Origin of the sequence: Streptomyces sp. NPDC018029, assembly GCF_044327655.1 — a bacterium.
Taxonomy (GTDB): Bacteria; Actinomycetota; Actinomycetes; order Streptomycetales; family Streptomycetaceae; genus Streptomyces.
This window is the reverse complement of sequence record NZ_JBIRFV010000004.1, coordinates 326,281-351,362: the sequence shown is the minus strand read 5'-3', so window position 1 is coordinate 351,362 and position 25,082 is coordinate 326,281. Positions and strand designations below refer to the sequence as shown.

At 69.1% G+C, this 25,082-nt stretch carries 24 protein-coding genes; 12 read left to right on the top strand and 12 right to left on the bottom strand.

Going from position 1 to position 25,082, the window contains the following annotated elements; genetic code table 11:
- The first annotated feature begins 13 nt into the window (after nt 1-13).
- The gene (metG, locus tag ACH4D5_RS14480; RefSeq protein WP_398302002.1) at nt 14-1,633 is read left to right on the top strand and encodes a methionine--tRNA ligase; all 1,620 of its coding nucleotides are present in this window, start codon (nt 14-16) and stop codon (nt 1,631-1,633) included.
- An 86-nt stretch (nt 1,634-1,719) separates the two neighbouring features.
- Here the strand turns inward: metG and ACH4D5_RS14475 are convergent, their stop codons facing one another.
- Both ACH4D5_RS14475 and ACH4D5_RS14470 read right to left on the bottom strand, forming a co-directional pair.
- Entirely contained in the window at nt 1,720-2,241 is a 522-nt protein-coding gene (locus tag ACH4D5_RS14475; RefSeq protein WP_398302000.1) for a hypothetical protein, read from the bottom strand.
- 19 nt (nt 2,242-2,260) lie between these two features.
- Nucleotides 2,261-2,668, bottom strand: coding sequence for an ATP-binding protein (locus tag ACH4D5_RS14470; protein ID WP_398301998.1), 408 nt, complete (start codon nt 2,666-2,668; stop codon nt 2,261-2,263).
- A gap of 233 nt (nt 2,669-2,901) precedes the next feature.
- Here ACH4D5_RS14470 and ACH4D5_RS14465 point away from each other — a divergent pair, with 233 nt between their 5' ends.
- Together ACH4D5_RS14465 and ACH4D5_RS14460 are read left to right on the top strand one after the other, a co-directional pair.
- Nucleotides 2,902-3,753 (top strand): helix-turn-helix domain-containing protein, encoded by an 852-nt coding sequence (locus ACH4D5_RS14465; RefSeq protein WP_398301996.1) that lies wholly within the window; start codon nt 2,902-2,904, stop codon nt 3,751-3,753.
- A 7-nt stretch (nt 3,754-3,760) separates the two neighbouring features.
- A complete protein-coding gene (locus ACH4D5_RS14460; protein ID WP_398301994.1) occupies nt 3,761-3,967 on the top strand; it encodes a DUF397 domain-containing protein in 207 nt (68 codons plus the stop codon).
- Between the two features lie 21 nt (nt 3,968-3,988).
- Here ACH4D5_RS14460 and ACH4D5_RS14455 read toward each other — a convergent pair whose 3' ends face one another.
- The 3 genes from ACH4D5_RS14455 to ACH4D5_RS14445 all read right to left on the bottom strand — a co-directional run bounded on the left by ACH4D5_RS14455 (nt 3,989) and on the right by ACH4D5_RS14445 (nt 7,429).
- A complete protein-coding gene (locus ACH4D5_RS14455) occupies nt 3,989-4,579 on the bottom strand; it encodes a hypothetical protein (RefSeq protein WP_398301992.1) in 591 nt (196 codons plus the stop codon).
- A 9-nt stretch (nt 4,580-4,588) separates the two neighbouring features.
- A complete protein-coding gene (locus ACH4D5_RS14450; RefSeq protein ID WP_398301990.1) occupies nt 4,589-6,664 on the bottom strand; it encodes a trypsin-like serine peptidase in 2,076 nt (691 codons plus the stop codon).
- A 180-nt stretch (nt 6,665-6,844) separates the two neighbouring features.
- Nucleotides 6,845-7,429, bottom strand: a complete 585-nt coding sequence (locus ACH4D5_RS14445; RefSeq protein ID WP_398301988.1) for a TetR/AcrR family transcriptional regulator — start codon at nt 7,427-7,429, stop codon at nt 6,845-6,847.
- A 108-nt stretch (nt 7,430-7,537) separates the two neighbouring features.
- Here ACH4D5_RS14445 and ACH4D5_RS14440 point away from each other — a divergent pair, with 108 nt between their 5' ends.
- Both ACH4D5_RS14440 and ACH4D5_RS14435 read left to right on the top strand, forming a co-directional pair.
- Entirely contained in the window at nt 7,538-8,428 is an 891-nt protein-coding gene (locus ACH4D5_RS14440) for an NAD(P)-dependent oxidoreductase (protein ID WP_398301986.1), read from the top strand.
- A gap of 148 nt (nt 8,429-8,576) precedes the next feature.
- A complete protein-coding gene (locus ACH4D5_RS14435; RefSeq protein ID WP_398301984.1) occupies nt 8,577-8,756 on the top strand; it encodes a hypothetical protein in 180 nt (59 codons plus the stop codon).
- A gap of 140 nt (nt 8,757-8,896) precedes the next feature.
- Here ACH4D5_RS14435 and aspS read toward each other — a convergent pair whose 3' ends face one another.
- Nucleotides 8,897-10,675 carry an aspartate--tRNA ligase gene (aspS, locus tag ACH4D5_RS14430; RefSeq protein ID WP_398301982.1) on the bottom strand — a complete coding sequence of 593 codons (1,779 nt, stop codon included), beginning with the start codon at nt 10,673-10,675 and terminating at the stop codon, nt 8,897-8,899.
- A gap of 164 nt (nt 10,676-10,839) precedes the next feature.
- Here aspS and ACH4D5_RS14425 point away from each other — a divergent pair, with 164 nt between their 5' ends.
- Nucleotides 10,840-13,038, top strand: a complete 2,199-nt coding sequence (locus ACH4D5_RS14425; protein WP_398301980.1) for a SpoIIE family protein phosphatase — start codon at nt 10,840-10,842, stop codon at nt 13,036-13,038.
- Nucleotides 13,039-13,414: 376 nt separating this feature from the next.
- Here the strand turns inward: ACH4D5_RS14425 and ACH4D5_RS14420 are convergent, their stop codons facing one another.
- From ACH4D5_RS14420 to ACH4D5_RS14410, 3 genes are all read right to left on the bottom strand, one after another.
- Nucleotides 13,415-14,452 (bottom strand): AI-2E family transporter, encoded by a 1,038-nt coding sequence (locus ACH4D5_RS14420; RefSeq protein ID WP_398301978.1) that lies wholly within the window; start codon nt 14,450-14,452, stop codon nt 13,415-13,417.
- A gap of 102 nt (nt 14,453-14,554) precedes the next feature.
- Nucleotides 14,555-15,511: a pirin family protein gene (locus ACH4D5_RS14415; RefSeq protein ID WP_398301976.1), complete on the bottom strand. Its 957-nt coding sequence runs from the start codon at nt 15,509-15,511 to the stop codon at nt 14,555-14,557.
- Nucleotides 15,512-15,631: 120 nt separating this feature from the next.
- Nucleotides 15,632-16,123, bottom strand: a complete 492-nt coding sequence (locus tag ACH4D5_RS14410) for an SseB family protein (RefSeq protein ID WP_127913024.1) — start codon at nt 16,121-16,123, stop codon at nt 15,632-15,634.
- A 129-nt stretch (nt 16,124-16,252) separates the two neighbouring features.
- Here ACH4D5_RS14410 and ACH4D5_RS14405 point away from each other — a divergent pair, with 129 nt between their 5' ends.
- The 5 genes from ACH4D5_RS14405 (at nt 16,253) to ACH4D5_RS14385 (ending at nt 21,043) form a co-directional block, all read left to right on the top strand.
- The gene (locus ACH4D5_RS14405) at nt 16,253-18,079 is read left to right on the top strand and encodes an acyl-CoA dehydrogenase (protein WP_398302612.1); all 1,827 of its coding nucleotides are present in this window, start codon (nt 16,253-16,255) and stop codon (nt 18,077-18,079) included.
- A gap of 122 nt (nt 18,080-18,201) precedes the next feature.
- Nucleotides 18,202-18,852: a Uma2 family endonuclease gene (locus ACH4D5_RS14400; protein WP_398301974.1), complete on the top strand. Its 651-nt coding sequence runs from the start codon at nt 18,202-18,204 to the stop codon at nt 18,850-18,852.
- A 42-nt stretch (nt 18,853-18,894) separates the two neighbouring features.
- Nucleotides 18,895-20,193, top strand: coding sequence for a M18 family aminopeptidase (locus ACH4D5_RS14395; protein ID WP_398301973.1), 1,299 nt, complete (start codon nt 18,895-18,897; stop codon nt 20,191-20,193).
- 79 nt (nt 20,194-20,272) lie between these two features.
- Nucleotides 20,273-20,506 carry a DUF6458 family protein gene (locus ACH4D5_RS14390; protein WP_398301971.1) on the top strand — a complete coding sequence of 78 codons (234 nt, stop codon included), beginning with the start codon at nt 20,273-20,275 and terminating at the stop codon, nt 20,504-20,506.
- 39 nt (nt 20,507-20,545) lie between these two features.
- Nucleotides 20,546-21,043, top strand: coding sequence for an LURP-one-related/scramblase family protein (locus tag ACH4D5_RS14385; RefSeq protein ID WP_398301969.1), 498 nt, complete (start codon nt 20,546-20,548; stop codon nt 21,041-21,043).
- A gap of 116 nt (nt 21,044-21,159) precedes the next feature.
- Here the strand turns inward: ACH4D5_RS14385 and ACH4D5_RS14380 are convergent, their stop codons facing one another.
- Nucleotides 21,160-21,966, bottom strand: a complete 807-nt coding sequence (locus tag ACH4D5_RS14380; protein WP_398301968.1) for a carbon-nitrogen family hydrolase — start codon at nt 21,964-21,966, stop codon at nt 21,160-21,162.
- Nucleotides 21,967-22,101: 135 nt separating this feature from the next.
- Here ACH4D5_RS14380 and ACH4D5_RS14375 point away from each other — a divergent pair, with 135 nt between their 5' ends.
- Entirely contained in the window at nt 22,102-22,926 is an 825-nt protein-coding gene (locus ACH4D5_RS14375) for a maleylpyruvate isomerase family mycothiol-dependent enzyme (RefSeq protein WP_398301966.1), read from the top strand.
- A 67-nt stretch (nt 22,927-22,993) separates the two neighbouring features.
- On the opposite strand, the gene ACH4D5_RS14370 is transcribed toward ACH4D5_RS14375, so the two are convergent.
- Nucleotides 22,994-24,334 carry a nitrate/nitrite transporter gene (locus ACH4D5_RS14370; protein WP_398301964.1) on the bottom strand — a complete coding sequence of 447 codons (1,341 nt, stop codon included), beginning with the start codon at nt 24,332-24,334 and terminating at the stop codon, nt 22,994-22,996.
- On the bottom strand, nt 24,331-25,011 hold the full coding sequence (locus ACH4D5_RS14365; protein WP_398301962.1) for a GntR family transcriptional regulator: 681 nt from the start codon (nt 25,009-25,011) through the stop codon (nt 24,331-24,333). Before ACH4D5_RS14365 ends, ACH4D5_RS14370 begins: the two co-directional genes overlap by 4 nt.
- Nucleotides 25,012-25,082 lie beyond the last annotated feature (71 nt).

Here is a 25,082-nt window from a genome sequence, read left to right as displayed (position 1 = left end):
TAGGATTTCGACCATGGCGGCCACTGGATCCGAGAAGCAGGGGACGAGCGAAGACGCGAAGGCGTTCTACGTGACGACCCCCATTTACTACGTCAACGACGCTCCTCACCTGGGCCACGCCTACACGACCGTTGCAGGGGACGTGCTCACGCGCTGGCACCGTCAGCGCGGCGAGAAGGTGTGGTACCTCACCGGCACGGACGAGCACGGTCAGAAGATCATGCGCACGGCCGAGGCGAACGACGTCACCCCCCAGGAGTGGTGCGACAAGCTCGTCACCGAGGCCTGGAAGCCCCTCTGGGAGCACCTGAACATCGCGAACGACGACTTCATCCGTACGACGGAGAAGCGTCACACGGACCGCGTGCAGGAGTTCGTCCAGGATCTCTACGACAAGGGCGAGATCTACAAGGGCGGCTATGAGGGCCCGTACTGCGTGGGCTGCGAGGAGTACAAGCTCCCCGGCGACCTCATCGAGGCCGAGGACGGCACGAAGCTCTGCCCGATCCACAAGAAGCCGGTGGAGCTCCTCAAGGAGGAGAACTACTTCTTCAAGCTGAGCGAGTACGGCGACAGGCTCCTCGCCCTGTACGAGGCGAACCCGGGCTTCATCCAGCCGGAGTCCGCGCGCAACGAAGTCGTGAACTTCGTCAAGCAGGGCCTCCAGGACCTCTCCATCTCGCGCTCGACGTTCGACTGGGGCGTCAAGGTTCCCTGGGACGACAAGCACGTCATCTACGTCTGGGTCGACGCCCTCCTGAACTACGCGACGGCCGTCGGCTACGGCGCGGACGAGCAGAAGTTCGCCTCGACCTTCCCCGCGAACGTCCACCTCGTCGGCAAGGACATCCTCCGCTTCCACGCGGTGATCTGGCCCGCGATGCTGCTCGCGCAGGGCCTGCCCGTGCCCGGCAAGGTCGCCGCGAACGGCTGGCTGATGGTCGGCGGCGAGAAGATGTCGAAGTCGAACCTGACCGGCATCAAGCCCCAGGACCTGACGTCCCACTTCGGCGTGGACGCGTACCGCTGGTACTTCCTGCGCGCCATCGCGTTCGGCAGCGACGGCTCGTTCTCGTGGGAGGACTTCACGGCCCGCTACACCAGCGAGCTGGCGAACGACTACGGCAACCTCGCCTCGCGCGTCGCGGCGATGGTCGGCAAGTACTTCGGCGGCACCCTGCCCGAGGCGACGGCTGCCGGCGAGGCCGAGCAGGCGGTCCAGGACGGCCTCGCCAAGGCCGTCGCGACCGCGGACCGCGCGATCGGCGAGGAGCTGGACTTCCAGGGCGGCATCCTGGCGATCTTCGACTTCGTGAAGCAGGTCAACGGCTACATCACGGAGCAGGAGCCGTGGAAGGTCGCCAAGGACGACAGCCCGGAGGGCAAGGCCCGCCTGGCGACGATCCTCTACACGGCGGCGGAGTCCCTCCGCGCGGTGGCGGTCCTCCTCAACCCGATCATGCCGGAGACCTCCCAGAAGCTCTGGGACTCCCTCGGCGCGGAGCCCCTCCTCGGCGCCCTCGCCGACCAGGACGTCCGCGCCGCCGGCACGTGGGGCACGCTCCCCGCGGGCGCGACGGTCACGAAGGGCGCGGTCCTGTTCCCCCGCCTGGAGGAAAAGCCCGCCGCGTAGCGATACGTGATGTTTCGCCGGGAAGTCCCGGCGTCGCCCCCCCCTGATCCGGGTGGCGGCGCCGGGACTTCCCGCGTCGGAGGGCGTCAGACTTCGTCGCCGTCGAACAGGCCGGCCGCGTCGGTCACCTCGTAGGAACGGTCGAGCCACACCGCGAGGCGGTCCAGGTCACCACAGGACCGCACCCGCTCCCGATCCGCCTCCGACAACTCGACACCGCGCCAGTCGAGCGTGCGCAGAATGGCCTGCCCCCGTTCCTCGGCTCGCGCCTCATCGCGACCTTCTTCCCGCACCTTCTCGGCGACCTCGTGACGGAAGAAATAGTTGGTCGTCGTCATCAGGTCCCTCCAGATCTTCTGTGCCTGGGGGTCGACCAGGCCTGACTCGGTGAGCTGGGCGAAAACCGCCGCGCTGTCGGGGTCGATGGTTTTCAGGCCGGCGGCCAGTGCCACCAGTATGGCGGCGGTATCCGGGCCCTTTCCATGCGTAATCGCCGAGAACACGGCGAGCGGGACGTCTCTCGCGACCTCCTTCTCGTCCGCGATGACCGGCACGCTGTCCGGACCCAGCACGAGCGGCCGCACCGTCAGCGTCGACCAGCCCGGCAACCCGAACTGGGTGGGCTAGCTACGCCGCACTTAGTTCGCACCAGACGTGCTTGCCGGGTTCCGTGGCCCTCGGGTCCCCCGGATACCAGCCCCACCCGTCCGCACAGGCCCGCACGAGATCGAGGCCGCGCCCCTGCTCTTCACCCGCGTCGGCGGCGCGCGGAGGCGTGGCGGGCGGCGTGGGGTCGGCGTCCCAGGCCCCCACGCGGAGAACACCGTCGCGGTAACGGACGCGAAGGGCGGCGGGGCCCTTGGTGTGACGGACAGCGTTACTGACCAGCTCGGTGGCCAACAGCTCGGCCATGTCACTGAGTTGCGGCAAGCAGTGCAGGCTGAGGATGAGGCGCAGAGTGCGGCGGCAGATGGTGACGGCGCGGGGGTCGTGGGGGATGTACAGGGTGTACTCCCAGGGTTCGCTTGAGGGCATGCGAGAACTCCTGTTACGTGAGGGGAGTTACCGGACGCAGCGGGCTCTGGGCGGTGGCAGTGTCACGTCCGTCATGGCATGACGGGGTGGTGCGCTTCCGGGCTCCCGGTCTCGCAGCGTGTGCCACGCGTCACCGAAGGTAGACCTCAATATTTAGGTGCTGCAAGTCGTTGTCGTACTCTGGCACCCGAACGAGGCACTCCGGCAGGCAAGTTGTCCAAAGGAGCTAGTGCATGGCGTTGCGGTCTCACCCCACCGCTCGGCAAGTGCGCCTGGGTACCGAACTGCGCAGACTGCGCGAGGCCGCAGGCATGACCGCGCGGGACACTGCTGCGCTGCTCGGCGTGAACGCGGCACAAATGACACACATCGAGTCCGGGCTGTCAGGCGTGAGCGCCGTACGGCTGCGTCGCCTCGCGTCTCATTACGCGTGCACGGACGAGGCGTTGGTTGACGCCTTGGTGGCTATGGCCACAAGCCGGACTCGCGGCTGGTGGGATGCCTACCGAGGGGTCCTGCCGCAAGTGTTCCAGGACCTGGCCGAGCTGGAGCACCACGCGACGTTCCTGCGCGAAGTTGTCGTCACCCACGTGCCTGGCCTGTTCCAAACTGCGGACTACGCCCGCGCGGTGTACTCCTACGTGAACCCCGGGATGCCAGCCAGCGAGCTGGAGCCCCGCGTAGAGCATCGCATGCAGAGGCGCACGGTCATCGAAGGTGACAGCCCCACTCCGTACGAAGCCATCGTCCATGAATTCGCTCTGCGCATCCGTGTATCCGACCGCCGTGTTGCACACGCTCAGTTGCGGCAGATCCTGGACCTGACAGAACACAACCGCGTCGGCGTGCGCATCATCCCCGTCGACCAGGATCACTTCGCTGGTGCCGGAGTCTCGATGATGTACGTCGGTGGCCCGGTGCCCAAGCTGGACACCGGGCTACGCGACGCACCGATCAACAAGGGCCCCATCGATGCCGAAGCACAGCTGCAAAGGCTGCGGGCCCTTCTCGTCAAGGTAGAGAAGGCGGCGCTCAGCCCTACGCAATCGCGTGACTTCATCCACCGCCTGTCGAAGGAACTGTGAGAACTCAATGACCCAGAAATTGTGCTGGCAGAAGTCCACCTTCTCCGACGGCAGTGATGGCGACACCTGCGTAGAACTGGCCGTCACCAGCAGAGTCATCCACCTCCGCGAAAGCGACGACCCCGCCACCGAGCTGCTCACCACCCCCGCCCCCCTCGCCCAGCTCCTCCGAGTAGTCAAGGCGAGGGGGACGTTTGGCGAGGCAGCCCCGTAGAGCCCTCGCGGGCGGGCGCCCTCAGCCCTCGCAGCCGTCGATGTCGTCGTCGCAACCGCTCACATCGCCCTCGGCGATCGTGTTCAGACGCCAGGCGATGACTCCCGCGCCGGCCTTCTCGGGGTCAACCCGGGCCTTGAACGGCTTGCCCGGCGGAAGGTTGAACTGGTCCGCCTCACTGTCCCCGCACTCCACTCCGTAGGCCTGCTCCTCCCCGGCCCGGGACAGGGTCAGGGTGAGCTCCTCGGCCTCGTCGGCGTCGCAGGTGATCTCGAAACGGTAGGGGTCCGCGCCGCCCGCCGGGAAGGACCTGTCCAGGCCCGAGCCGACGTACGCCGTACCGGAGTCGACGAACTCCGCCTCCGTGCCGTCGTCGGCGGCCGCGTCCAGAGCCCGTTCCGCGCGCTGCAGCGCGTCGTCCGGCTCCCAGGGCCTGGCACCGCCGGACGAGGGGGAAGGCTCGCCGGAGGACGTCTTCTTCGGCTTCGGCGGCGCGCTCGAGTCGGCGCCACCCCCGCTCCCCCCACCCGCACAGCCCGACGTGAGCATCAGAACGGCCAGAGCCGTGGCGGACGCGGAGAGGACGTGACGGCGTGCGTGACGTATGCGCATGAAACGAACCTATCCGGGAGGAACGAGCTGGTACTCGCGGCCCAGCGCGTCCGCCTGGGTGTTGCCGTACACCGACACCTCGCCGTCGGACCAGCGCACGAAGACGTCGTCCTCCCAGAGGTTGCCTCCGAACTCGCCCGGCACGATCACGCGCGCGTGCTTCCACGTGCCGTTCGCGGCCTTGAGCTGGTTCTCCTTGCCGAGGCCGTGCGCGCCGATGTCCTCGTAGATGGTGAGTTCACCGTCCGACCAGCGTACGAACAGGTCGAAGTCGGAGTTGGTCGACCCGTCGAAGTCGCCGCCCGCGATGACGGAGGCGTGCTCCTTCCACAGGGCGTTGGGGGCCAGGAGCTGCTGCTCGGCGTGGAAGCCGCCGCCGTCGACGTTCGTGTACTTGGTGACCTCCCCGTCCACCCAGCGGACCACCAGGTCGTCGGCCCACTTGTTGCCGCCGTACTTGCCCGTCGCGATGCCCTTCGCGTACTTCCACGTCGAGCCCGCCTTGGCGATCGTGATCTCGTTCGCCGGGTGCTCGGAGGTGGAGGTGGGCAGCTGCGTGTGCTCGTCGATGTCCTTGTAGATCGTGACCTCGCCGTCGATCCACTTCACCATCAGGTCGTACGCGTTGGAACCGGTGTAGTCGCCGGCGGTGACGACCTCGGCGTAGTCGGCCCACATCTTGTTCGGCTTCGCCAGGCGCGTCTCGCACGGCTGGTCCTTGGCGCAGCCGGTGTAGAAGCCCTGTGACTGGTCGCCGGGGTAGAGCGTCACCTCCCCGTCGGACCACTTCACGACGAGGTCGCCGTCCTTCGTCCGCTGCGACGAGGTGTGGAACTGGCCGGTGGCCGCGGCGGTGGCGTGCCGCCACAGGCCCGCGTCGCCCATGCCTTCGATCCGGGACGGCTTGTCCGGCGTGTAGTCGTTCACCGCCTGGTTGTAGAGGCGTACGACGTCGGCGTCGAACTGCGAGGAGTAGGAGACGTTGTCGTACTTGCCACCGGTCTTGTAACCGCCGATGACCCCGATGACGTCGCCCCGCTTGCCGTCGAAGTTGCGCAGGAACGGCCCACCGGAGACACCGGGCGCGAACCCGTCGCACGCGATCTCCAGGAAGCGCCCCGCGTATCCCTTCGTCGACGTCTTGGGGCACACACGCGGCGACTTGGAGCTGCCGGGGAAGCCGATCAGGGTGACGTTCTTCTGGTTCAGGTTGCCGGCGGCGGGGAGCGTGGTCAGCTCGTTGCCCATACCCGTCGCGTTCTCCAGGAACTGGCCCTTGGAGTTCGGGCCGGTCCGCAGGAAGGCGAAGTCGAGGTCATCGGCCTTCTGCGTGCCGAGGGACAGATAGCGGCCGTCGATCCAGATCTTCCCCTTCTTGATCGGGAAGACGCCGTACGGGGCGACGCCCCGGCCCTTGTGCTGCGGATCGGCCTTCCAGCCGGGCGCGAAGGCGAGGTTGCGGAACCGGTCGTTGTCATTGAGACAGTGAGCGGCCGTGATCACCAGCGACTTGTTCGGCGAGGCGACGGAGGAGGCGGAGCAGAACTGGTCGCGCTTGCCCGGGTCCGACTGCGGGTCGTCATCCTGGCTGATGAGGAAGACACCGGCTGTGGCGACGCCGTTGTTGTTGATGCTGGAGGGGGCACGCAGCATGTCGCCCGCTGTGGTCGGCGGGCCGTCCGCAACTCCCTTGTCGGGGTTGGCGGGCACGGCGTCCGCGATGCGCTCGGGCGTCCAGTAGGCCTCGGCGGCGCGAGCCTCGGCGATCTCCTCGGGGGTGGCCTTGAGCCGCTCCCCCTCCTCGTCGCCCTTGCTCTGCCCGCTGCCCCTGCCCTCTTCGCCGTCCTTGCCGTCCTTGCCGTCTTCGCTCCCGCTGCCCTTCTCGGCCGCCCCGGCGGAGGACTTGGGGGCTTGCGGGGTCCGGGTGGGTTCAGGCGCCTTCGTCGCCTCCGGAGGCACGGTGGTTCCCGGGGACGCGGTCACCGTGGGGGTGGGAGCCGCCGGTGTCACCGGTGCCGCTGCCGCGAGGCCGGTAGAGCTGAGCAGTACGGCGGTCGCCGCGGCACCGAGTGCGGCGGTGCGCACGGTGGCACGTATTCGTTTTTTCACGTGGTTCTTCCGCTTTGGAGCATGGATTAAGGGTCTTGACATGAAAAAGCGCCATGCGGTGGCTATGCACCGCATGGCGCCGAGGACCCTACGTCATTGGTGCATACCAATGCACGTCGCCCAAGAGCCCGCCCCGCCACGCCGCGTGGCGTCGCGTCAGCCGCCGTACGACCCCACCAGACGCGCCAACTGCCGCCCCACCACCCGCAACGGCTCCTCGCTGCGCGAGACCTGGGCCGTCACCTCGGCGCCCTCCAGCGCACCGATCACGGTCGTCGCCACCTCGCGCGCGTCCTGTGCCGCGAACCCCGCGCCGAGCAGCCGCTCCTCCACGATCCGCTCCCAGCCGCGCAGCGCCTCCGCGCACACCCGCTGGATCTCCGAGTCCGTGCCCAGCGTCTCCAGTGCCGCCGCCGTGACCGGGCAACCGTCGACCCAGCCCGACTCCCGCAGCCCGACGGCGAGTTCACCCGCGCAGCGTTCGATCGCGGCGCCCGGGGCGTCGTCGCCGGCCAGCCCCGCCCGCAGCAGCTCCGCGAACTCCTCGGCGCTGTAGGCGATCGCGGCCACCGCGACGGCCTCCTTCCCGCCGGGGAAGAAGTGGTAGACGGAGCCGAGCGTGGCCTCCGCCTCCTTGGCGATCTGCTTGATACCGGTGCCCACATAGCCCTGCCGCTGAATCAGGCGGGCGGCGACGACGACGATCCGGTCGCGGGTGGTGGGAGCGCTCTTCTCGGGCATGCCCCCCACCCTATCTCCAATTAGTTAGAGCGTTCGTTCTAGAGGCGTGCTACGTTCTCCTCACGCGCTAGATAGAGCGATCGTTCTAGTTACCGACTGGAGTCACGCATGCCCTCCGCATCGCAGTCCGTCACTGTCATCGGCCTCGGCCCCATGGGCCAGGCCATGGCCGCCGCCTACCTCGACCGGGGTTACGACGTCACCCTCTGGAACCGCACCCGGTCTCGCGCCGACGCCTTGGTGGAGCGCGGGGCGGTCTTCGCCGACAGCACCGAGAAAGCCCTGCTCGCCAACGAGTTGGTGATCCTCAGCCTCACCGACTTCGACGCCATGTACGCGATCCTGGAGCCCGCCAAGACGGCCATCGCGGGCCGCACCCTCGTGAATCTCAGCTCCGACACCCCGGAGAAGGCGCGGGCCGGCGCCCGCTGGGTGACCGAGCTCGGCGGGACGCACCTGACCGGCGGCGTCCTGGTCCCGCCGCCCCTCATCGGCACCGCCGACGCGTCGACGTTCTACAGCGGTCCCCGCGAGGCGTACGACAAGCACCGCGCCGCCCTCGAAGTCATCACCGGCAAAACCGACTACCGGGGCGAGGATCAGGGGCTCGCCGCGCTCATGTACCAGCTGAACATGGTCATTTTCTGGCCATCAATGATCGCCTACTGGCAGGCCGTCGCCATGGCCAAAGCGCACGGCCTCACCGCCGCGGACATCGCCCCCTACGCCACCGAGAACTTCGCAGGCATGGGCCACTTCATCGACTTCTACGCGCCCCGCATCGACGCGGACAACCACGCCGGTGACGTGGACCGCACCTCCATGGGCCTGGCCAGCATGGAACACGTCGTCCACACCGCCGCCGACGCGGGCGTCGACACCGCGTTCCCGGCCGCCGTGCACGACGTGTTCCGCCGTGTCGTGGAGGCCGGGCACGGGGCGGACAGCTTCTCGCGGGCCGTGGAGCTGATGGCGAAGAAGACGGCGAAAGAGGGGTGACAGGCGCCGTCGCGCTCAACGGGGCGCGGTTCAGGCCCGGTACGACTGCCCACTGAAACGAGGGGTATGTCTCACGGTGAGCTAAGTCATGCGGAGAGGAGGCTTAAATTGACGCCGCCTTCACACCCGCCTACGTAAGCTTCACGACATGGCCACGACTCCCTCCCCCGACCGCCGGCGCAGCGCCGACGAGGTCAATGAGGACATCCGTGCGCTGTGGCTGCGCGCGGGCGGACGCCTCCGTCCCGACGAACGCGCGCTGTACGAACAGCTCGTAACGGAGTGGGCAGAAGCAGAAGCCAACTCCTCCCCGACCCACGCGGCTTGAGCCGAGCCCCGTAGGGGCGCGCCCGTAGGGGCGCAGCCCCAGGGGCGCGGGGAACTGCGCGCCCAGCCACAACGCACCCGCACGCGAACGGCAAGCAAAAGGCCCCGGAACCAAAGGTTCCGGGGCCAATTACGTAACCGCTACTGCGCCGCAGGCTTCGGCACCGCAGGCTTCCGCAGAGAAATGTTGAGCTCCCGCAGCCGGGACTCATCCAGCTCTGTCGGCGCCCCCATCATCAGATCCTGCGCGTTGCCGTTCAGCGGGAAGGCGATCGTCTCGCGGATGTTCGGCTCGTCGGCGAGCAGCATCACGATGCGGTCGACGCCCGGGGCGATGCCACCGTGCGGCGGCGCGCCGAGGCGGAACGCGCGCAGCATGCCCGCGAACTCGTGCTCGACGGTCTCCGCGTCGTAGCCCGCGATCTCGAAGGCCTTGAGCATGACCTCGGGCTCGTGGTTCCGGATGGCGCCGGAGGAGAGCTCGATGCCGTTGCAGACGATGTCGTACTGCCAGGCGAGGATGTCGAGCGGGTCCTTCTCCTCCAGGTCCTTCATGCCGCCCTGCGGCATCGAGAAGGGGTTGTGGGAGAAGTCGATCTTGCCGGTCTCCTCGTCCTTCTCGTACATCGGGAAGTCGACGATCCAGCAGAAGCGGAAGACGCCCTCTTCGAAGTGACCCGCGCGCTTGGCCGCCTCGACGCGGACCGCGCTCATGATCTTCGAGACCTCGTCGAACTCGCCCGCGCCGAAGAAGACCGCGTGACCGGCTTCCAGGCCGAGGCGCTTGGTCAGCTCCGCCACGTTCTCCTCGGTGAGGAACTTGGCGATCGGGCCCGACAGCGAGCCGTCCTCGGCGACGCGCACCCAGGCCAGGCCCTTGGCGCCCTGCTCCACGGCGTAGTCACCGAGGCCGTCGAAGAACTTGCGGGACTGCGACGCCGTGTCCGGCACCGGAAGGGCGCGCACGTGCTTGCCGGCGAACGCCTTGAAGTCCGAGCCCTCGAAGATGTCCGTGATGTCGTGCAGTTCGAGCTTGGCGCGCAGGTCCGGCTTGTCGTTGCCGTACTTCAGCATCGACTCGCGGAACGGGATGCGCGGGAACGGGGACGTCACCTCGCGGCCGCCGCCGAACTCCGTGAACAGCTCCGTCATCAGCTTCTCGATGGGCTGGAAGACGTCTTCCTGCTCCACGAAGCTCATCTCGACGTCGAGCTGGTAGAACTCGCCGGGCGAGCGGTCCGCGCGCGCGTCCTCGTCGCGGAAGCAGGGCGCGATCTGGAAGTAGCGGTCGAAGCCCGAGATCATCAGGAGCTGCTTGAACTGCTGCGGGGCCTGGGGGAGCGCGTAGAACTTGCCCGGGTTCAGGCGGGAGGGGACGACGAAGTCGCGCGCGCCCTCGGGGGAGGTCGCGGTGAGGATCGGCGTCGCCATCTCGTTGAAGCCGAGGGCCACCATCTTGGAGCGGATGGAGGCGATCACGGCCGACCGCAGCATGATGTTGCGGTGCATGCGCTCGCGGCGCAGGTCCAGGAAGCGGTACTCCAGGCGCCGCTCCTCGTTCACGCCGTCCTCGGCGTTGATCGTGAAGGGCAGCGGGCCCGCGGCGCCGAGCACCTCGACCTCGGCGGCCTCGATCTCGATCTCGCCGGTGGGCAGCTCCGGGTTCACGTTGTCGGCGCCGCGCGAGACGACCTTGCCGTCGACGCGGACGACCGTCTCCTTGGAGAGCTTGTCGAGCGTCTCGGCTGCGGGCGTGCCCGGGCGGGCCACCAGCTGCGTGATGCCGTAGTGATCGCGGAGATCGATGAAGAGAATGCCGCCCAGGTCTCGGCGATTGTGCAGCCAGCCGCTCAGCCGGACGTCGGTGCCGACGTCAGAGGCGCGGAGCTCGCCGCAGGTGTGGGACCTGTACCGATGCATCGTCGTTCATCCAGTCTTCGCGAATAGGGGAGAGAGCAGACGCTCACAAGGCTACCGTCCGGCCGAGGATCGGTTTCCGGATATCTCCGGGGGCCACCCGCCCGGGGGCAGGTTGCCGCCGGGATCGGTGGCGCCTTGCCTGTACATCTTCCTAAAGTGGGTCAATGCGCACCGACGATCCCCTTCTGCAGGTGGGGGATGATTCCCTGCCACCCGTACGGGACGTCCTGGCCGCCATCGCGACCGGCCTTTGGCGCTGGGACAACGCATCCGGGACCGTCACGCTCGACGCCGAGGCGGCCCGGCTCCTCGGGCTGCCCGCACGCGCCCAGACCCTGTCGGAGGCGGGCGTACGCTCCCGCTTCCACCCCGTCGACTGGAACGAGATCTACGGAACCGTCCAGCTCGCCGTCGCCGAGGGCACCCTCGCCGAGGCCCGGCTGCGGATCATGGACGAGACGGGGCGCCGGGTCCTGCGCACCGTGCGCAGCCGCTCCAAGCCCGTCATGCACGGGGCGACCGAGGCGTACGAACTGGTCGGCACCCTGCAAGAGGTGACGGAGCCCGCGCCGGGCACCGCCGCCCGCACCCCGGTCACCGGCGACTGGCGCCGCTCCCGCGAGGCGTTCCTGCTGGACGCGGGGCGGGCGCTCGCCGAGGCGCGCTCCACGGAAGAGGTGCTGCGGGTCGCCGCCGGGCTCTCCATGCCGGGGTTCTCGCCGGACGGGCTCGCGGTCTTCGGGGTGGAGGGCGAGCGGCTGACGATCATCGGGCACCACGGGCACCAGCCCGGCGACGACGGGCCCTTCTCGGCGATGCCGCTGGACACCGACTATCCGGCCGCGGAGGTGGTGCGCACCGGCCGGGCCGTATACCTCTCCACGCCGGAGGACTACCGCAGGCGCTACCCCGCCTCCTGGCCGCTGGCCAGCCGCTTCGAGCGGCAGTCGTGGGCGTTCCTGCCGCTCACCGTCGCGGGCCGCACGATGGGCGCGTGGATGGCGGCGTTCACGTATCCGGTGTCGTTCACGCCCGACGAGCGCTCCGTCCTGACGACGGTGGTGCGGATGCTGGCGCAGGCCCTGTCGCGGGCCGGTGTCGCGGAGTCCGAGCGGGAGCTCACGGAGGGCCTCCAGCGTTCGATGCTGCCGATGCTCGGCCCGCAGATCCCGGGGATGAGCGTGGCGGCCCGCTATGTGCCGACCGGCGGCGGCCTTCAGGTGGGCGGCGACTGGTACGACATGATTCCGCTGCCCAGCGGCCGTATCGCCTTCGTCATCGGAGACGTGCAGGGGCACGACGTGCGCGCGGCGGGGCTGATGGGGCAGTTGCGGATCGCCCTGCGCGCGTACGCGTCGGAGGGGCACCGTCCGGACGCCGTCCTCTCGCGCGCGACGCGCTTCCTCTCCGGGATCACCGAGTCCATCACCTTCGGGTCGAGCGGCACGGGCGCTGATGGGGGCACGGCGTACGACCCGCGCTTCGCGACCTGCCTGTACGTGGAGGCCGACCCGGCGACCGGCGTCCTGGAGATGGCCCGCGCCGGGCATCCCGAGCCCGCGATACGCATGGGTGACGGAACGGTTCTGCAGCGGCCTACCGCGGGTGGGCTGCCGCTCGGCATCGACCCGGACGCCGACTATCCGACGACCCGGCTCGTCCTGGAGCCCGGCGAGACCATGCTGATCTGCACCGACGGCCTCATCGAGACCGGGGGCCATGACCTGGACAGCGGCTGGTCGCGGATCAGGGCGATCCTGGAGGAGTACCCGGGCGAGGACGCGGGCGAGGGCGAGTCCGGCGGGCTCGAGCAGCTCGCCGACTCGCTCGTGCAGGCCGTGCACGGGCCTTCGTCGCACCACACGACGGGGCCGCTCGCCGATCGCCGCGAGGACGACATAGCGATATTGCTGCTGAGCCGTACGAGCCGGCCCGAGCAGCGCACGGATGCCCGTCGTACGGTCCTGACCATCGCCCAGGCCGAGCCCGAGCGCATCGCCGGGGCCCGCAGGCATCTGCGGGACCTGCTGCACGACTGGGCCGACGACGACCAGGTCGACTCGGCGGTCCTGATGGTCTCGGAGATGCTCACGAATGTGCTCGTGCACACGGACGGGGATGCCCTGATGGTCGCCGAGGTCACCGGGGAGCCGGGGGCTCGGCGGTTGCGGGCCGAGGTGGCGGACGGCAGCGATGATCTGCCGCACAAGCGGCGGCCGGGGGAGCTTGCCTCTTCTGGGCGTGGGCTCGTTCTGATGGAGCTGCTCGCGGGGGCGTGGGGCGTGGATCCGCGGGGGGACGGGAAGAGTATTTGGTTCGAGCTTTATGAGGGGGACGGGGATGGGGAGGGCGGGGTGGGGTAGCGGCGTCGTTGTTGCCTGCGGGTTCGGTTGTGGTTGGTCGCGCAGTTCCCCGCGCCCCTGAACGGCGCCGTTGTCGGCTGCGGCGCCGTTGTGGTTGTTCGCGCAGTTCCCCGCGCCCCTGAACAGCGCCGTTGTTGACTGCGGCGGCGCTGTGGTTGTTCGCGCAGTTCCCCGCGCCCCTTAGAGACAGCGCCGTCCTCGGCTGCGGCGCCGCTGTGGGTGCTCGCGCAGTTCCCCGCGCCCCTGAACAGCACCGTTGTTGACTGCGGCGTCGCTGTGGGTGCTCGCGCAGTTCCCCGCGCCCCCTAATAGCGCCGTCGTCGGCTGCGGGTGCTCGCGCCGTTCCCCGCGACCCTGGCGGGGCGCTCTCGGGGTGCTATGGCGTGGGCGTGTAGGTGCCTCGTAGCTCTGAAAGGATTCCGAAGGCTGCTGCCGTCAGGGGGACCGCCAGGAGCATGCCGAGGATGCCGGCCACCGAGGCTCCGGCTGTGATCGTCAGCATTACCACCGCCGGGTGCATCTGCACCGTGCGGCTCTGGATCATGGGCTGGAGGATGTGGCCTTCGAGGACCTGGACGGCCAGGACCACGCCGAGGGCCCACAGGGCGATCACGAAGCCCCGGTCGGCGAGGGCGACCAGGATGGCGACGGCGCCGGAGAGGAACGCCCCGAGGTAGGGGATGTAGGCGCCGACGAAGACGAGCGCGCCGAGGCCCCACGCGCCGGGGACGCCGAGGATCAGCAGGCCGACGGTGATGCAGATGGCGTCGATGAACGCGATGATCGTCGTGCCGCGCATGAAGCCCTCGATGGCCTCGAAGGCACGCCGGGCCATGGCTTCGATGATGCCTGCGGTGTTGCCGGGCGCGAGGGAGCGCAGCGTGGTCATCGCGCGGTCGGAGTCCCGCAGGAAGAAGAAGACGAGCAGCAGGGCGAGGACGGCCATCGCCATCATCTCGCCGACCGTGCTGATGCCGCTGATCACCCCGGACGCGGCGGTCCCGCCGAACTTCCCGAAGAGTTCCTTGGCGTTGGACGCCATGTCGTCGAGCGAGGTGCCCGCCGCCCCGAAGTACTTGGACAGATCCGTCGCGGCCTGCTTGAGCGAGGCGATGATCTGGTCGCCGCTGTCGATCAGCGCCTTGACCACGATGTAGGTGGCCCCGCCGACGACGGCGACGACGGCCGCGCAGGTCAGCCCGGCGGCCAGGGAGCGCTGGACCTTCATCCTGAGCAGGCGCCGGTAGAGCGGTCCGAGGAGCGCGGTGCCGAGGAGCGCGAGGAGGACGGGTGTCACGGCTGTCTTGAACGTGACGCAGAGCCAGATCCCCACGGCGGCCACGCCGGTGACGAGGAGGACGACGACGCACCAGGCGGCGGTGCGGCGCGCGGGCTCGGGTAGGAGGGTACTCACCCCTCCTACCCGAACACGGCGTCACCGGCCGCGCGAGTTATGTACGGCCAGGGACGGGACCTACAGGACCGGACCTACAGGACCGGACCTACGAGACCGGACCTACATGCCGTGCACCGCGGGGACCGAGCCCAGCCGGCCCTTCTGGAAGTCCTCGAAGGCCTGCTGCAGCTCGGCCTGACTGTTCATCACGAACGGGCCGTAGTGGGCCATCGGCTCCCGGATCGGCTGCCCGCCGAGCAGCACGATCTCCAGGTCGGGGGCGTGCGCGTCCTGCTTCTCGTCCGCGCGGACGGTCAGCGAGGACCCGGCGCCGAAGACCGCGGTCTGCCCCATGTGGACGGGGCGCCGCTCGGCACCGACCGTCCCGCGACCGGCGAGGACGTACGCGAGTCCGTTGAAGCCCTCGCGCCAGGGCAGCGTCACCTCGGCGCCGGGCCGCACGGTCGCGTGGATCATCGTGATCGGCGTGTGCGTGATGCCGGGGCCCTCGTGCCCGTCGAGCTCACCGGCGATGACGCGGAGCAGCGCGCCGCCGTCGGGCGTGGAGAGCAGCTGGACCTGGCCGCCGCGGATGTCCTGGTACCGGGGGTCCATCATCTTGTCCTTGGCGGGCAGGTTCACCCACAGCTGGAGGCCGTGGAAGAGACCGCCGGACATGACGAGCTCCTCCGGCGGCGCCTCGATGTGCAGGAGGCCGCTGCCGGCCGTCATCCACTGGGTGTCGCCGTTGCGGATGGTGCCGCCGCCACCGTTGGAGTCCTGGTGCACAAACGTTCCGTCGATCAGGTACGTGACCGTCTCGAAGCCGCGGTGCGGGTGCCAGGGAGTGCCCTTCGGCTCGCCCGCCTCGTACTCCACCTCGCCCATCTGGTCCATCATGATGAACGGGTCGAGGTACTTGTAGTTGATCCCCGCGAAGGCCCGGCGCACCGGGAACCCCTCGCCCTCGAAGCCGCTCGGCGCCGTGGTCACGGCGAGCACGGGGCGCGGCGTCGCGTCGGCCGGCGCCACCACTCGGGGCAGGGTCAGCGGGTTCTCGACAGTCACTGCAGGCATGGTCGGTACCTCCTCGTTCACTGACTTTAGTTGAACGTAGAACTTTCTGCCACTCACAACGAACGGAGCCCGGAGGGCATTCCCTCCGGGCTCCGGTGCTGGCAAGAAACGATCTACGGACTACCCGTACATACGGCGCATCGCGAAGTCGACCATCTGCTCCACGGCCTTCGCGTCGAAGACCATGCGGTGCTCGCCCTCCATGTCGAGGACGAAGCCGTATCCGGTCGGGAGCAGGTCGATGACCTCCGCGCCGGTGATGACGAAGTACTTGGAGTCCTTGCCCGCGTACCTGCGCAGCTCCTTGAGGGAGGTGAACATCGGGATCACGGGCTGCTGGGTGTTGTGCAGGGCGAGGAAGCCGGGGTTGTCACCGCGCGGGCAGTAGACCTTCGACGTGGCGAAGATCTGCTGGAAGTCCTCGGCGGACATCGACCCCGTCGTGAAGGCCCGCACGGCGTCCGCGAGGGACGGCGGCGAGGGCTCGGGGTAGAGCGGAGGCTGCTGGCCGTAGCCACCGCCGGGCATGCCCTGCATCTGCTGCGGCGGCGGCTGCGCGCCCGGCGGGGCGTACTGCTGCTGGGCGCCGGGATTCTGGTCGTAGCCGTACATGCGCGTAAGCGTACTGAGTCACGGACATCACAGATGGCCGCTCAGGGGTTGCGCCTTATTACCGACGGGTAGCATCATCGTAGCTACTTGCTGGTATTCATCCACTTTCCTGCTTACGGAGCCTTCGCCATGGGCCACTACAAGTCGAATCTCCGCGACATCGAGTTCAACCTCTTCGAGGTGCTCGGCCGCGACAAGCTGTACGGCACCGGCCCGTTCGCGGAGATGGACGTCGACACCGCCAAGAGCATCCTCGACGAGCTCCGCCGCCTCGCGGAGAACGAGCTGGCCGAGTCCTTCGAGGACGCCGACCGCAACCCGCCGGTCTTCGACCCCGCGACCAACACCGCGCCCGTCCCGGCGTCCTTCAAGAAGAGCTACCAGGCCTTCATGGACTCCGAGTACTGGCGCCTCGGCCTGCCCGAGGAGATCGGCGGCACGACCTCCCCGCGCTCCCTGATCTGGGCGTACGCGGAGCTGCTGCTCGGCTCGAACCCGGCGGTCTGGATGTATTCGTCCGGTCCCGCGTTCGCCGGCATCCTGCACGCCGAGGGCAACGAGGCGCAGAAGAAGATCGCGCAGATCGCCGTCGAGAAGCAGTGGGGCTCGACGATGGTCCTGACCGAGCCGGACGCCGGTTCGGACGTGGGCGCGGGCCGCACCAAGGCCGTGCAGCAGGAGGACGGCTCCTGGCACATCGAGGGCGTGAAGCGCTTCATCACGTCCGGCGAGCACGACATGTCGGAGAACATCCTCCACTACGTCCTCGCCCGCCCCGAGGGCGCCGGCCCCGGCACCAAGGGCCTCTCCCTCTTCCTCGTGCCGAAGTACGAGTTCGACTGGGAGACCGGCGAGCTGGGCGAGCGCAACGGCGTCTACGCCACGAACGTCGAGCACAAGATGGGCCTCAAGGCGTCCAACACCTGCGAGATGACGTTCGGCGACCAGCACCCCGCCAAGGGCTGGCTGATCGGCGACAAGCACGACGGCATCCGCCAGATGTTCATGATCATCGAGTTCGCCCGCATGATGGTCGGCACGAAGGCCATCGCGACGCTCTCGACGGGCTACCTGAACGCGCTGGAGTACGCCAAGGAGCGCGTGCAGGGCCCCGACCTGGCCCAGTTCATGGACAAGACGGCCCCCAAGGTCACCATCACGCACCACCCGGACGTCCGCCGCTCGCTGATGACGCAGAAGGCGTACGCGGAAGGCATGCGCGCCCTGGTCCTGCACACCGCGGCCGTCCAGGACGAGATCCAGGTCAAGGAGGCGGCGGGCGAGGACGCGTCTTCGCTGATCGCCCTGAACGACCTGCTCCTGCCCATAGTGAAGGGCTACGGCTCCGAGAAGTCGTACGAGCTGCTCGCCCAGTCGCTCCAGACGTTCGGCGGCTCGGGGTACCTCCAGGAGTACCCGATCGAGCAGTACATCCGGGACGCCAAGATCGACACCCTCTACGAGGGCACCACGGCGATCCAGGGCCAGGACTACTTCTTCCGGAAGATCGTCCGCAACCAGGGCGCCGCGCTGAACGGCCTCGCCGAGGAGATCAAGAAGTTCCTCGCGGTCGGCACGGGCGGCGAGGCGCTGGCCGGCGCCCGCGAGGAGCTGGCCAAGGCCGCCGTCGAGCTGGAGGCCATCGTCGGCGTCATGCTGACCGACCTCGCGGCCACGGAGAAGGACGTGAAGTCCATCTACAAGGTGGGCCTGAACACGACCCGTCTCCTGATGGTCTCGGGCGACGTCGTCGTCGGCTACCTGCTGCTCCGGGGCGCCGCAGTGGCCGCCGAGAAGCTGGCCACGGCCTCCGCGAAGGACAAGGCCTTCTACGAGGGCAAGATCGCGGCCGCGAAGTTCTTCGCCGCGAACGTCCTGCCGACCGTCGCCACCGAGCGGAAGCTCGCCGAGGGCGTGGAGCTCGACCTGATGGAGCTGGACGAGGCGGCGTTCTAAAGGACTCCGCCCGAGCACGGGTTTCCTTCGCACGTCAGCGCGATGCCGCCACCTGCTTCTTTCGGGTGGCGGCATCGCCGTATGGGCTGGGTACGCTGAGTAAGTGGCCGAGGATCCCGTCCATGGGAGGAACCATGACCGCCGAGGCATTGCCCGACTCGCAGCACCGGCAGCCGGAAGGTTCCAGCCGTCGGCAGCCGAGCCGTTCCAAATGGCCGGTCCCGCCCCCGGACGGCTACACCGTGGACGACTTCTTCGCACTTGACGACCTCCCGCCGCACACCGAGCTGATCGACGGGAGCCTGGTCTTCGTGAGTCCGCAGCGCGATTTCCACACGCTGGTGATGTACCTGCTGGAGCACGGCCTGCGTCGCAGCCTCCCGGAACATCTGCGGGCGCGCCGCGAGATGGCCGTGGTGCTGGGAAAACGCAACGCTCCTGAACCTGACCTCGTCCTGGTCAAGGCGGAGGCCGTCAAGAGCCGTCGGTCGACCCGTTTCGCAGCAGCGGACGTGGTCCTTGCCGTTGAGGTCGTCTCCCCCGACTCCGAAGACCGCGACCGCGACACCAAACCGCACAAATACGCCGCAGCAGGCATTCCTCACTTCTGGCGCGTGGAGATGGAGGGCGAAGACGATCTGCCCGCCGTCTACACATACCAGCACGACACCGTGACCGGGGCGTACCTCTCCACCGGCGTTCATCACGACCGCCTCAAGCTGTCCGTCCCGTACGACATCGACATCGACCTCACCGAGATCGACCGCCTCTGATCGCCCCGCCACCCGAGTGGCGACGCCATTAGGCTGGCTGGCATGCGCACACCCTCCCGGCCCTTCGACCGTGGCCACACCGAAGACCTCATGACCTTCCTCGCGGCGAGCCCCACGCCGTACCACGCCGTGGCGAGCGCCGCCGAGCGGCTGGAGAAGGCCGGTTTCCGGCAGGTCGAGGAGACCGAAGCCTGGGACGGTACGACCGGCGGAAAGTACGTGCTGCGAGGCGGCGCCATCATCGCCTGGTACGTCCCGGAGAGCGCCGCCGCGCACACCCCCTTCCGGATCGTCGGCGCCCACACCGACTCCCCGAACCTGCGCGTGAAGCCGCAGCCCGACGCCGGCGCCCACGGCTGGCGCCAGGTCGCCGTGGAGATCTACGGCGGCCCGCTCCTCAACTCCTGGCTCGACCGGGACCTCGGCCTCGCCGGACGCCTCTCGCTGCGCGACGGCACCACGCGGCTCGTGAACATCGACCGGCCGCTGCTCCGCGTGCCCCAACTGGCCATCCACATGGACCGGTCCGTGCACACCGAGGGGCTCAAGCTCGACAAGCAGAAGCACATGCAGCCCATCTGGGGGCTCGGCGACGACGTCCACGAGGGCGACCTGATCCGCTTCCTGGAGGACGAGACCGGGCTCGGCGAGGGCGACGTCACCGGCTGGGACCTCATGACGTACGCCGTCGAGGCGCCCGCCTTCCTCGGCCGCGACCGCGAACTGCTCGCGGGCCCCCGCATGGACAACCTCCTGTCCGTGCACTCCGCGACGGCCGCCCTCACCGCCGTCGCCGGCCAGGACGAGCTGCCGTACATCCCCGTCCTCGCCGCCTTCGACCACGAGGAGAACGGCTCGCAGTCCGACACCGGCGCCGACGGCCCGCTGCTCGGCAGCGTCCTGGAGCGGTCCGTGTTCGCGCGCGGCGGTTCGTACGAGGACCGGGCGCGGGCCTTCGCCGGGACCGTCTGCCTCTCCTCCGACACCGGTCACGCCGTCCACCCCAACTACGCGGAGCGGCACGACCCGACGCACCACCCCCGCGCCAACGGCGGCCCGATCCTCAAGGTGAACGTCAACAACCGCTACGCCACGGACGGTTCGGGCCGCGCCGTGTTCGCCGCCGCGTGCGAGAAGGCGGGCGTCCCCTTCCAGTCGTTCGTCTCCAACAACGCGATGCCGTGCGGCACCACCATCGGCCCGATCACGGCCGCCCGGCACGGCATCAAGACCGTCGACATCGGCGTCGCGATCCTGTCCATGCACAGCGTGCGCGAGCTGTGCGGCGCGGACGACCCGCACATGCTGGCCAACGCGCTGGTGGCGTTCCTGGAAGGCTGACCTTCCGAATGGCTGTGTGGCTGCAACGCACCCGGGTACACGGTGACTTCGTAGCCACTACAGCAGGGAGGCGGTCCTCATGGGCCTGGGCGGATGCATCATTCTGATCGCCGCGGGTGCCATCCTCACGTTCGCGACCGACTGGGAGATGGAGGGGGTCAACCTCACCGTCGCCGGAGTCATCATGATGGCTGTGGGGCTCATCGGCGTCGCCGTCTTCACCAGCATCGCCCGACGCAGGCGGGCGGTCGTCCCGCCGGTCGCACCCACCACCACCGTGGTCGACCCGGACCAGCAGTCCCGCGGCTACTGACATGTCCGCTCTGCGGCGATTCGGGGTAGTCATGGCGCCATGAGACTTCTCGTGCGCGACCGTGTGTTCGGCATCGGCGACGACTACTGGATCGAGGACGACCGGGGCCGCAAGGTCTTCCTCGTCGACGGCAAGGCGATGCGCCTGCGTGACACCTTCGAGCTGAAGGACACGCAGGGCAGAGTCCTCATCGACATCCACGCCAAGATGCTCGCCCTGCGCGACACGATGGTGATCGAGCGGGCGGGCGAGCCACTCGCCACGGTGAAGCGCAAGCGCCTGTCGCTGCTGCGCAACCACTACCGCGTCGAGCTGGTCGACGGCACCGCGCTGGACGTCAGCGGCAAGATCCTCGACCGCGAGTTCGCCATCGAGTACGACGGTGAACTCCTCGCCGACATCTCACGCCGCTGGTTCCGCGTCCGCGACACGTATGGCCTCCACATCACCCGCGACGACGCCGACCCCGCACTGCTCCTGGCCGTAGCGGTCTGCGTGATCCGCCTGGCGGAGAAGGAGCGGGGCGGCCACGAGTGACCCCAGGACCGCGGCGAAGCCGCGTCCTAGGGGCGCGGGGAACTGCGCGAGCAACCACCACGCACCCGCAGCCGCGAAGAAGACGGCAGCCCCCGCGGCGCGTGGGCATCCGCGACTCAGGGACGCGGCGGCGGCGCCTGCCCCAGAAGCCGATCCTTCAGCGCCGGGAACTGCTCACGCGTCGCCAAGACCCTCCCGGGGTCGAGGTCGACGGTAAGGACCTCCTCACCGTCCCCCGCCTCCGCAAGCACCTCACCCCACGGATCGACGACGACACTGTGCCCGGCCTGCGGCACCCCCGCATGCGTCCCACCCGTACCGCACGCCAGGACATACACCTGGTCCTCGACCGCCCGCGCCCGCGCGAACAGCAGCCAGTGCTCCCGCCGCCGCTCCGGCCACCCCGCCGGCACCACGAACATCTCGGCGCCCGCGTCGACCAGCCCCCGGAAGAGCTCGGGAAAGCGCAGGTCGTAGCAGGTCGCGAGGCCCAGCGTGGTGTCCGGCGTGCGAACGGTCGCCAGCTCGGAGCCGGCCGCCATCATGACGGCCTCCCCCTTGTCGAAGCCGAAGCGGTGGATCTTCCGGTAGGCGGCGGCGAGCTCACCGGCCGGGGAGAAGACGAGCGAGGTGTTGTAGAGCGGCCCGTCAGGGTCCCGCTCCGGGATCGAGCCCGCGTGCAGCCAGACGCCCGCGTCGCTCGCGGCCTTCGACATGGCTTCGTACGTCGGGCCTTCCAGCGGCTCCGCCTCGCGCGCGAAGGACTCGTAGGCGAAGGCGCCCGTGGTCCACAGTTCCGGGAGAACGACCAGATCCGAGCCGTCCCGGGCGCTCACCTCACGTACCAGCGAAGCGACCCGCGACCGACGGGAATTGACCGGTTCGTCCTCGTCTACGGCGATCTGGATGAGGGAGGCGCGCACACTACCACCGTCCTGGCATTCGAGCCGTCAACACGGGCCTACGATCGTCACACGAAAGCACTGCCGGGGTGCCTGTGGGCAGCGTAACTTAGCGTCTCAGACACCCACCGCCCGCGTACAACCGCAAGGGGTCCCGTGAGTCTCCATCCCAGCCTGCAGAACTACGCCGATGCCTGGACGCATTCCGTGGAAGCGATATCCGAGCTGGTGTCGCCCCTCGCCGAGGGAGAGTGGAACTGGGCCACCCCCTGCCCCGGCTGGTCGGTGCGCGACATCGTCTCCCATGTCATCGGCCTCGACTGCGAGATGCTGGGCGACCCCCGCCCGATCCACACCCTGCCCCGGGACCTGTTCCACGTGAAGACCGAGGGCCAGCGGTACATGGAGATGCAGGTCGACGTGCGGCGCCACCACACCGCGCCGGAGATGACCTCCGAGCTGGAGTACACGATCATCCGCCGTACGCGGCAGCTGCGGAACGAGTCGCGGGACCCGAGCACCAAGATCCGCGGCCCGCTCGGCACCGAGCAGACCCTCGAACTGGCCATGCGGCTGCGGGCGTTCGACGTGTGGGTGCACGAGCAGGACCTCCGTACGACGCTGCGCAAGCCCGGCAACCTCGACTCCCCGGGGGCGTACGTCACCCGGGACCTGCTCCTCCAGGGCCTCCCGAAGGTCGTCGCCGAGAAGGCGGGCGCGCCCGCGAACTCGGCGGTCGTCTTCGACGTGAGCGGCCCCGTCGAGTTCCTGCGCACGGTCCGGCTGGACGCCGACGGCAAGGGCACCGTCGACGGCGCCCCCTCGCTGGGCCCGCTCGCCACCTTCGGCCTCGACTGGGAGACGTACTTCAGACTCGCGTGCGGCCGCGTGACGTACGCGGCGGTCGCGGACCGGGTGAAGATCGAGGGCGACCACGAACTGGCGGAGGCGGTCCTGCGGAACTTCGCGGTGACGCCGTGACGCCGTGATTTTCAGCCCGTCCGGCGTTTGAGGACCGGGGGTCCGGGGGCAGAGCCCCCGAGGCGGCTCACACGGGTACGTGCACGGCCTCGACCCTGCTGGCGACGAGCTGCTCCCGCTCCCTGCGCACCGCCCGCGACTTGAGCCGCAGGATCTGACAGAGCCCGAACGCCTCAAGGACGAACACCGCGGAGAACGCGATCCGGTAGTTGTCACCGGTCGCGTCGAGCAGAACGCCGATCGCGAGCAGCGTCGTCATCGAGGCGACGAAGCCGCCCATGTTGGTGATGCCCGACGCCGTGCCCTGCCGCTCCGGCGGGTTGGCGGGCCGCGCGAAGTCGAAGCCGATCATGGAGGCGGGGCCGCAGGCGCCGAGAACCGCGCACAGCACGATCAGCAGCCACATCGGGGCGTGGCCCCCGGGGTAGGCGAGGGTGGCCGCCCAGGCCGTGGCCGTCGTGCCGATGGTGCCGAGCGCCAGCGGGAGGCGCGCGGCGTGGTGCCGGGCCACGATCTGGCCGTAGACCAGGCCGATGACCATGTTGGACAGCACGACGAGCGTGAGCAGTTCACCGGCCGCCGCCCGGGACAGGCCCTGTGCCTCGACGAGGAAGGGCAGCCCCCACAGCAGCAGGAAGACCATCGCGGGGAACTGCGTGGTGAAGTGCACCCACAGGCCGAGCCGGGTGCCGGGCTCCCGCCAGGACAGGGCGATCTGCTTGCGCACGAAGGCCGCGCCGCTGTGCCGCGCCGGCTCCGGTTCGTGCCCCTCCGGGTGGTCCTTCAGGAACAGCGTGAGCAGGACGAGGACGACGACACCGCAGAGCGCGCTGCCCGCGAAGGCCGCGGTCCAGCCGACGGAGTGCAGCAGCCGGGCCAGGACGAGGGTCGACACGAGGTTGCCCGCCATGCCGACGAGGCCCGCGAGCTGGGCGACCATCGGGCCGCGCCGGGCCGGGAACCAGCGCGTGCCGAGCCGCAGGACGCTGATGAAGGTCAGCGCATCGCCGCAGCCGAGCAGGGCGCGGGACGCGAGCGCCATCGCGTACGAGGGGGAGAACGCGAAGCCGAGCTGGCCGATCGTGAAGAGGACCACGCCGATGGTCAGCACCTTCTTGGTGCCGAGCCGGTCGACCATGAGGCCGACGGGTATCTGCATGCCCGCGTAGACCAGCAGCTGGAGTATGGAGAAGGTCGACAGCGCCGACGCGTTGACGTGGAACCGGTCGGCGGCATCCAGCCCGGCGACGCCGAGCGAGGTCCGGAAGATGACGGCGACGAAGTAGACGGCGACGCCGATGGACCAGACGAGGACGGCTTTCCGGCCGCCGACGGGGTCTCCCCCGGCTCCTTCAGAGCTGGGGGGAGGGTCGCCGGGAAGGCGCTCGGGGTGGGCGGCGGAGCTCATCGGACCTCACCCCGCGCCAGGTTCTGGAACCAGCCGACGTGCCGGGTGACCACGGCGACCGCCGCGTCCGCGTCGCCGCGGCGCAGCGCGTCGAGGATCTCCTCGTGCTCGGCGAGGGTCTTGGCGATCCGGTCGGGGTGCGAGTGCATCACGGCGACGCCCATCCGCAGCTGCCGGTCCCGCAGCTGGTCGTAGAGGCGCGACAGGATGTCATTGCCGCCGCTGCGGACGATCTCCGCGTGGAAGCAGCGGTCGGTGACGGCGGCCTCTGCGAGCTCTCCGGCGGCGGCCTGCTTCCGCTGCTTGGCCAGAAGTGCCTCAAGACGGTCGATCAGTCCGGCGGGCGCAGGCACCGCCTTGCGCACCGAGTGCGTCTCGACAAGCAGCCGCGTCTCGACGACGTCCGCGATCTCCTGGGCGGAGACGGGCAGGACGAGTGCGCCCTTCTTCGGGTAGAGCCGCAGCAGTCCCTCCACCTCCAGCTTCAGGAGCGCCTCGCGCACCGGGGTGCGGGAGACCCCGACGGCCTCGGCGAGCTCGCCCTCGGTGAGGAGCGTGCCGCCCTCGTAACGGCGTTCGAGGACGGCCTGCTTGACGTGCGTGTAGACCCGCTCGGCGGCGGGCGGCGGCTTGATGGAGGTGACGGAGGTCAGAGGGGTGATCGCGGCGGCCGGCATGCGCACAGCATAGATACAACAGGTATACGCCGGAATCCCCCGTCCATATGGCGGGCACCCGTCACGGAATT

Coding starts and splice junctions, on each gene's coding strand:
- ACH4D5_RS14410 (WP_127913024.1), bottom strand. CDS start 16,123: ATGTACGGCTACGACCAGAATCCCGGCGCCCAGCAGCAGTACGCCCCG.
- ACH4D5_RS14370 (WP_398301964.1), bottom strand. CDS start 24,334: ATGAGCTCCGCCGCCCACCCCGAGCGCCTTCCCGGCGACCCTCCCCCC.
- ACH4D5_RS14405 (WP_398302612.1), top strand. CDS start 16,253: ATGGGCCACTACAAGTCGAATCTCCGCGACATCGAGTTCAACCTCTTC.
- ACH4D5_RS14465 (WP_398301996.1), top strand. CDS start 2,902: ATGGCGTTGCGGTCTCACCCCACCGCTCGGCAAGTGCGCCTGGGTACC.
- ACH4D5_RS14440 (WP_398301986.1), top strand. CDS start 7,538: ATGCCCTCCGCATCGCAGTCCGTCACTGTCATCGGCCTCGGCCCCATG.
- ACH4D5_RS14365 (WP_398301962.1), bottom strand. CDS start 25,011: ATGCCGGCCGCCGCGATCACCCCTCTGACCTCCGTCACCTCCATCAAG.
- ACH4D5_RS14390 (WP_398301971.1), top strand. CDS start 20,273: ATGGGCCTGGGCGGATGCATCATTCTGATCGCCGCGGGTGCCATCCTC.
- aspS (WP_398301982.1), bottom strand. CDS start 10,675: ATGCATCGGTACAGGTCCCACACCTGCGGCGAGCTCCGCGCCTCTGAC.
- metG (WP_398302002.1), top strand. CDS start 14: ATGGCGGCCACTGGATCCGAGAAGCAGGGGACGAGCGAAGACGCGAAG.
- ACH4D5_RS14395 (WP_398301973.1), top strand. CDS start 18,895: ATGCGCACACCCTCCCGGCCCTTCGACCGTGGCCACACCGAAGACCTC.
- ACH4D5_RS14425 (WP_398301980.1), top strand. CDS start 10,840: ATGCGCACCGACGATCCCCTTCTGCAGGTGGGGGATGATTCCCTGCCA.
- ACH4D5_RS14415 (WP_398301976.1), bottom strand. CDS start 15,511: ATGCCTGCAGTGACTGTCGAGAACCCGCTGACCCTGCCCCGAGTGGTG.
- ACH4D5_RS14445 (WP_398301988.1), bottom strand. CDS start 7,429: ATGCCCGAGAAGAGCGCTCCCACCACCCGCGACCGGATCGTCGTCGTC.
- ACH4D5_RS14460 (WP_398301994.1), top strand. CDS start 3,761: ATGACCCAGAAATTGTGCTGGCAGAAGTCCACCTTCTCCGACGGCAGT.
- ACH4D5_RS14400 (WP_398301974.1), top strand. CDS start 18,202: ATGGGAGGAACCATGACCGCCGAGGCATTGCCCGACTCGCAGCACCGG.
- ACH4D5_RS14455 (WP_398301992.1), bottom strand. CDS start 4,579: ATGCGCATACGTCACGCACGCCGTCACGTCCTCTCCGCGTCCGCCACG.
- ACH4D5_RS14385 (WP_398301969.1), top strand. CDS start 20,546: ATGAGACTTCTCGTGCGCGACCGTGTGTTCGGCATCGGCGACGACTAC.
- ACH4D5_RS14435 (WP_398301984.1), top strand. CDS start 8,577: ATGGCCACGACTCCCTCCCCCGACCGCCGGCGCAGCGCCGACGAGGTC.
- ACH4D5_RS14470 (WP_398301998.1), bottom strand. CDS start 2,668: ATGCCCTCAAGCGAACCCTGGGAGTACACCCTGTACATCCCCCACGAC.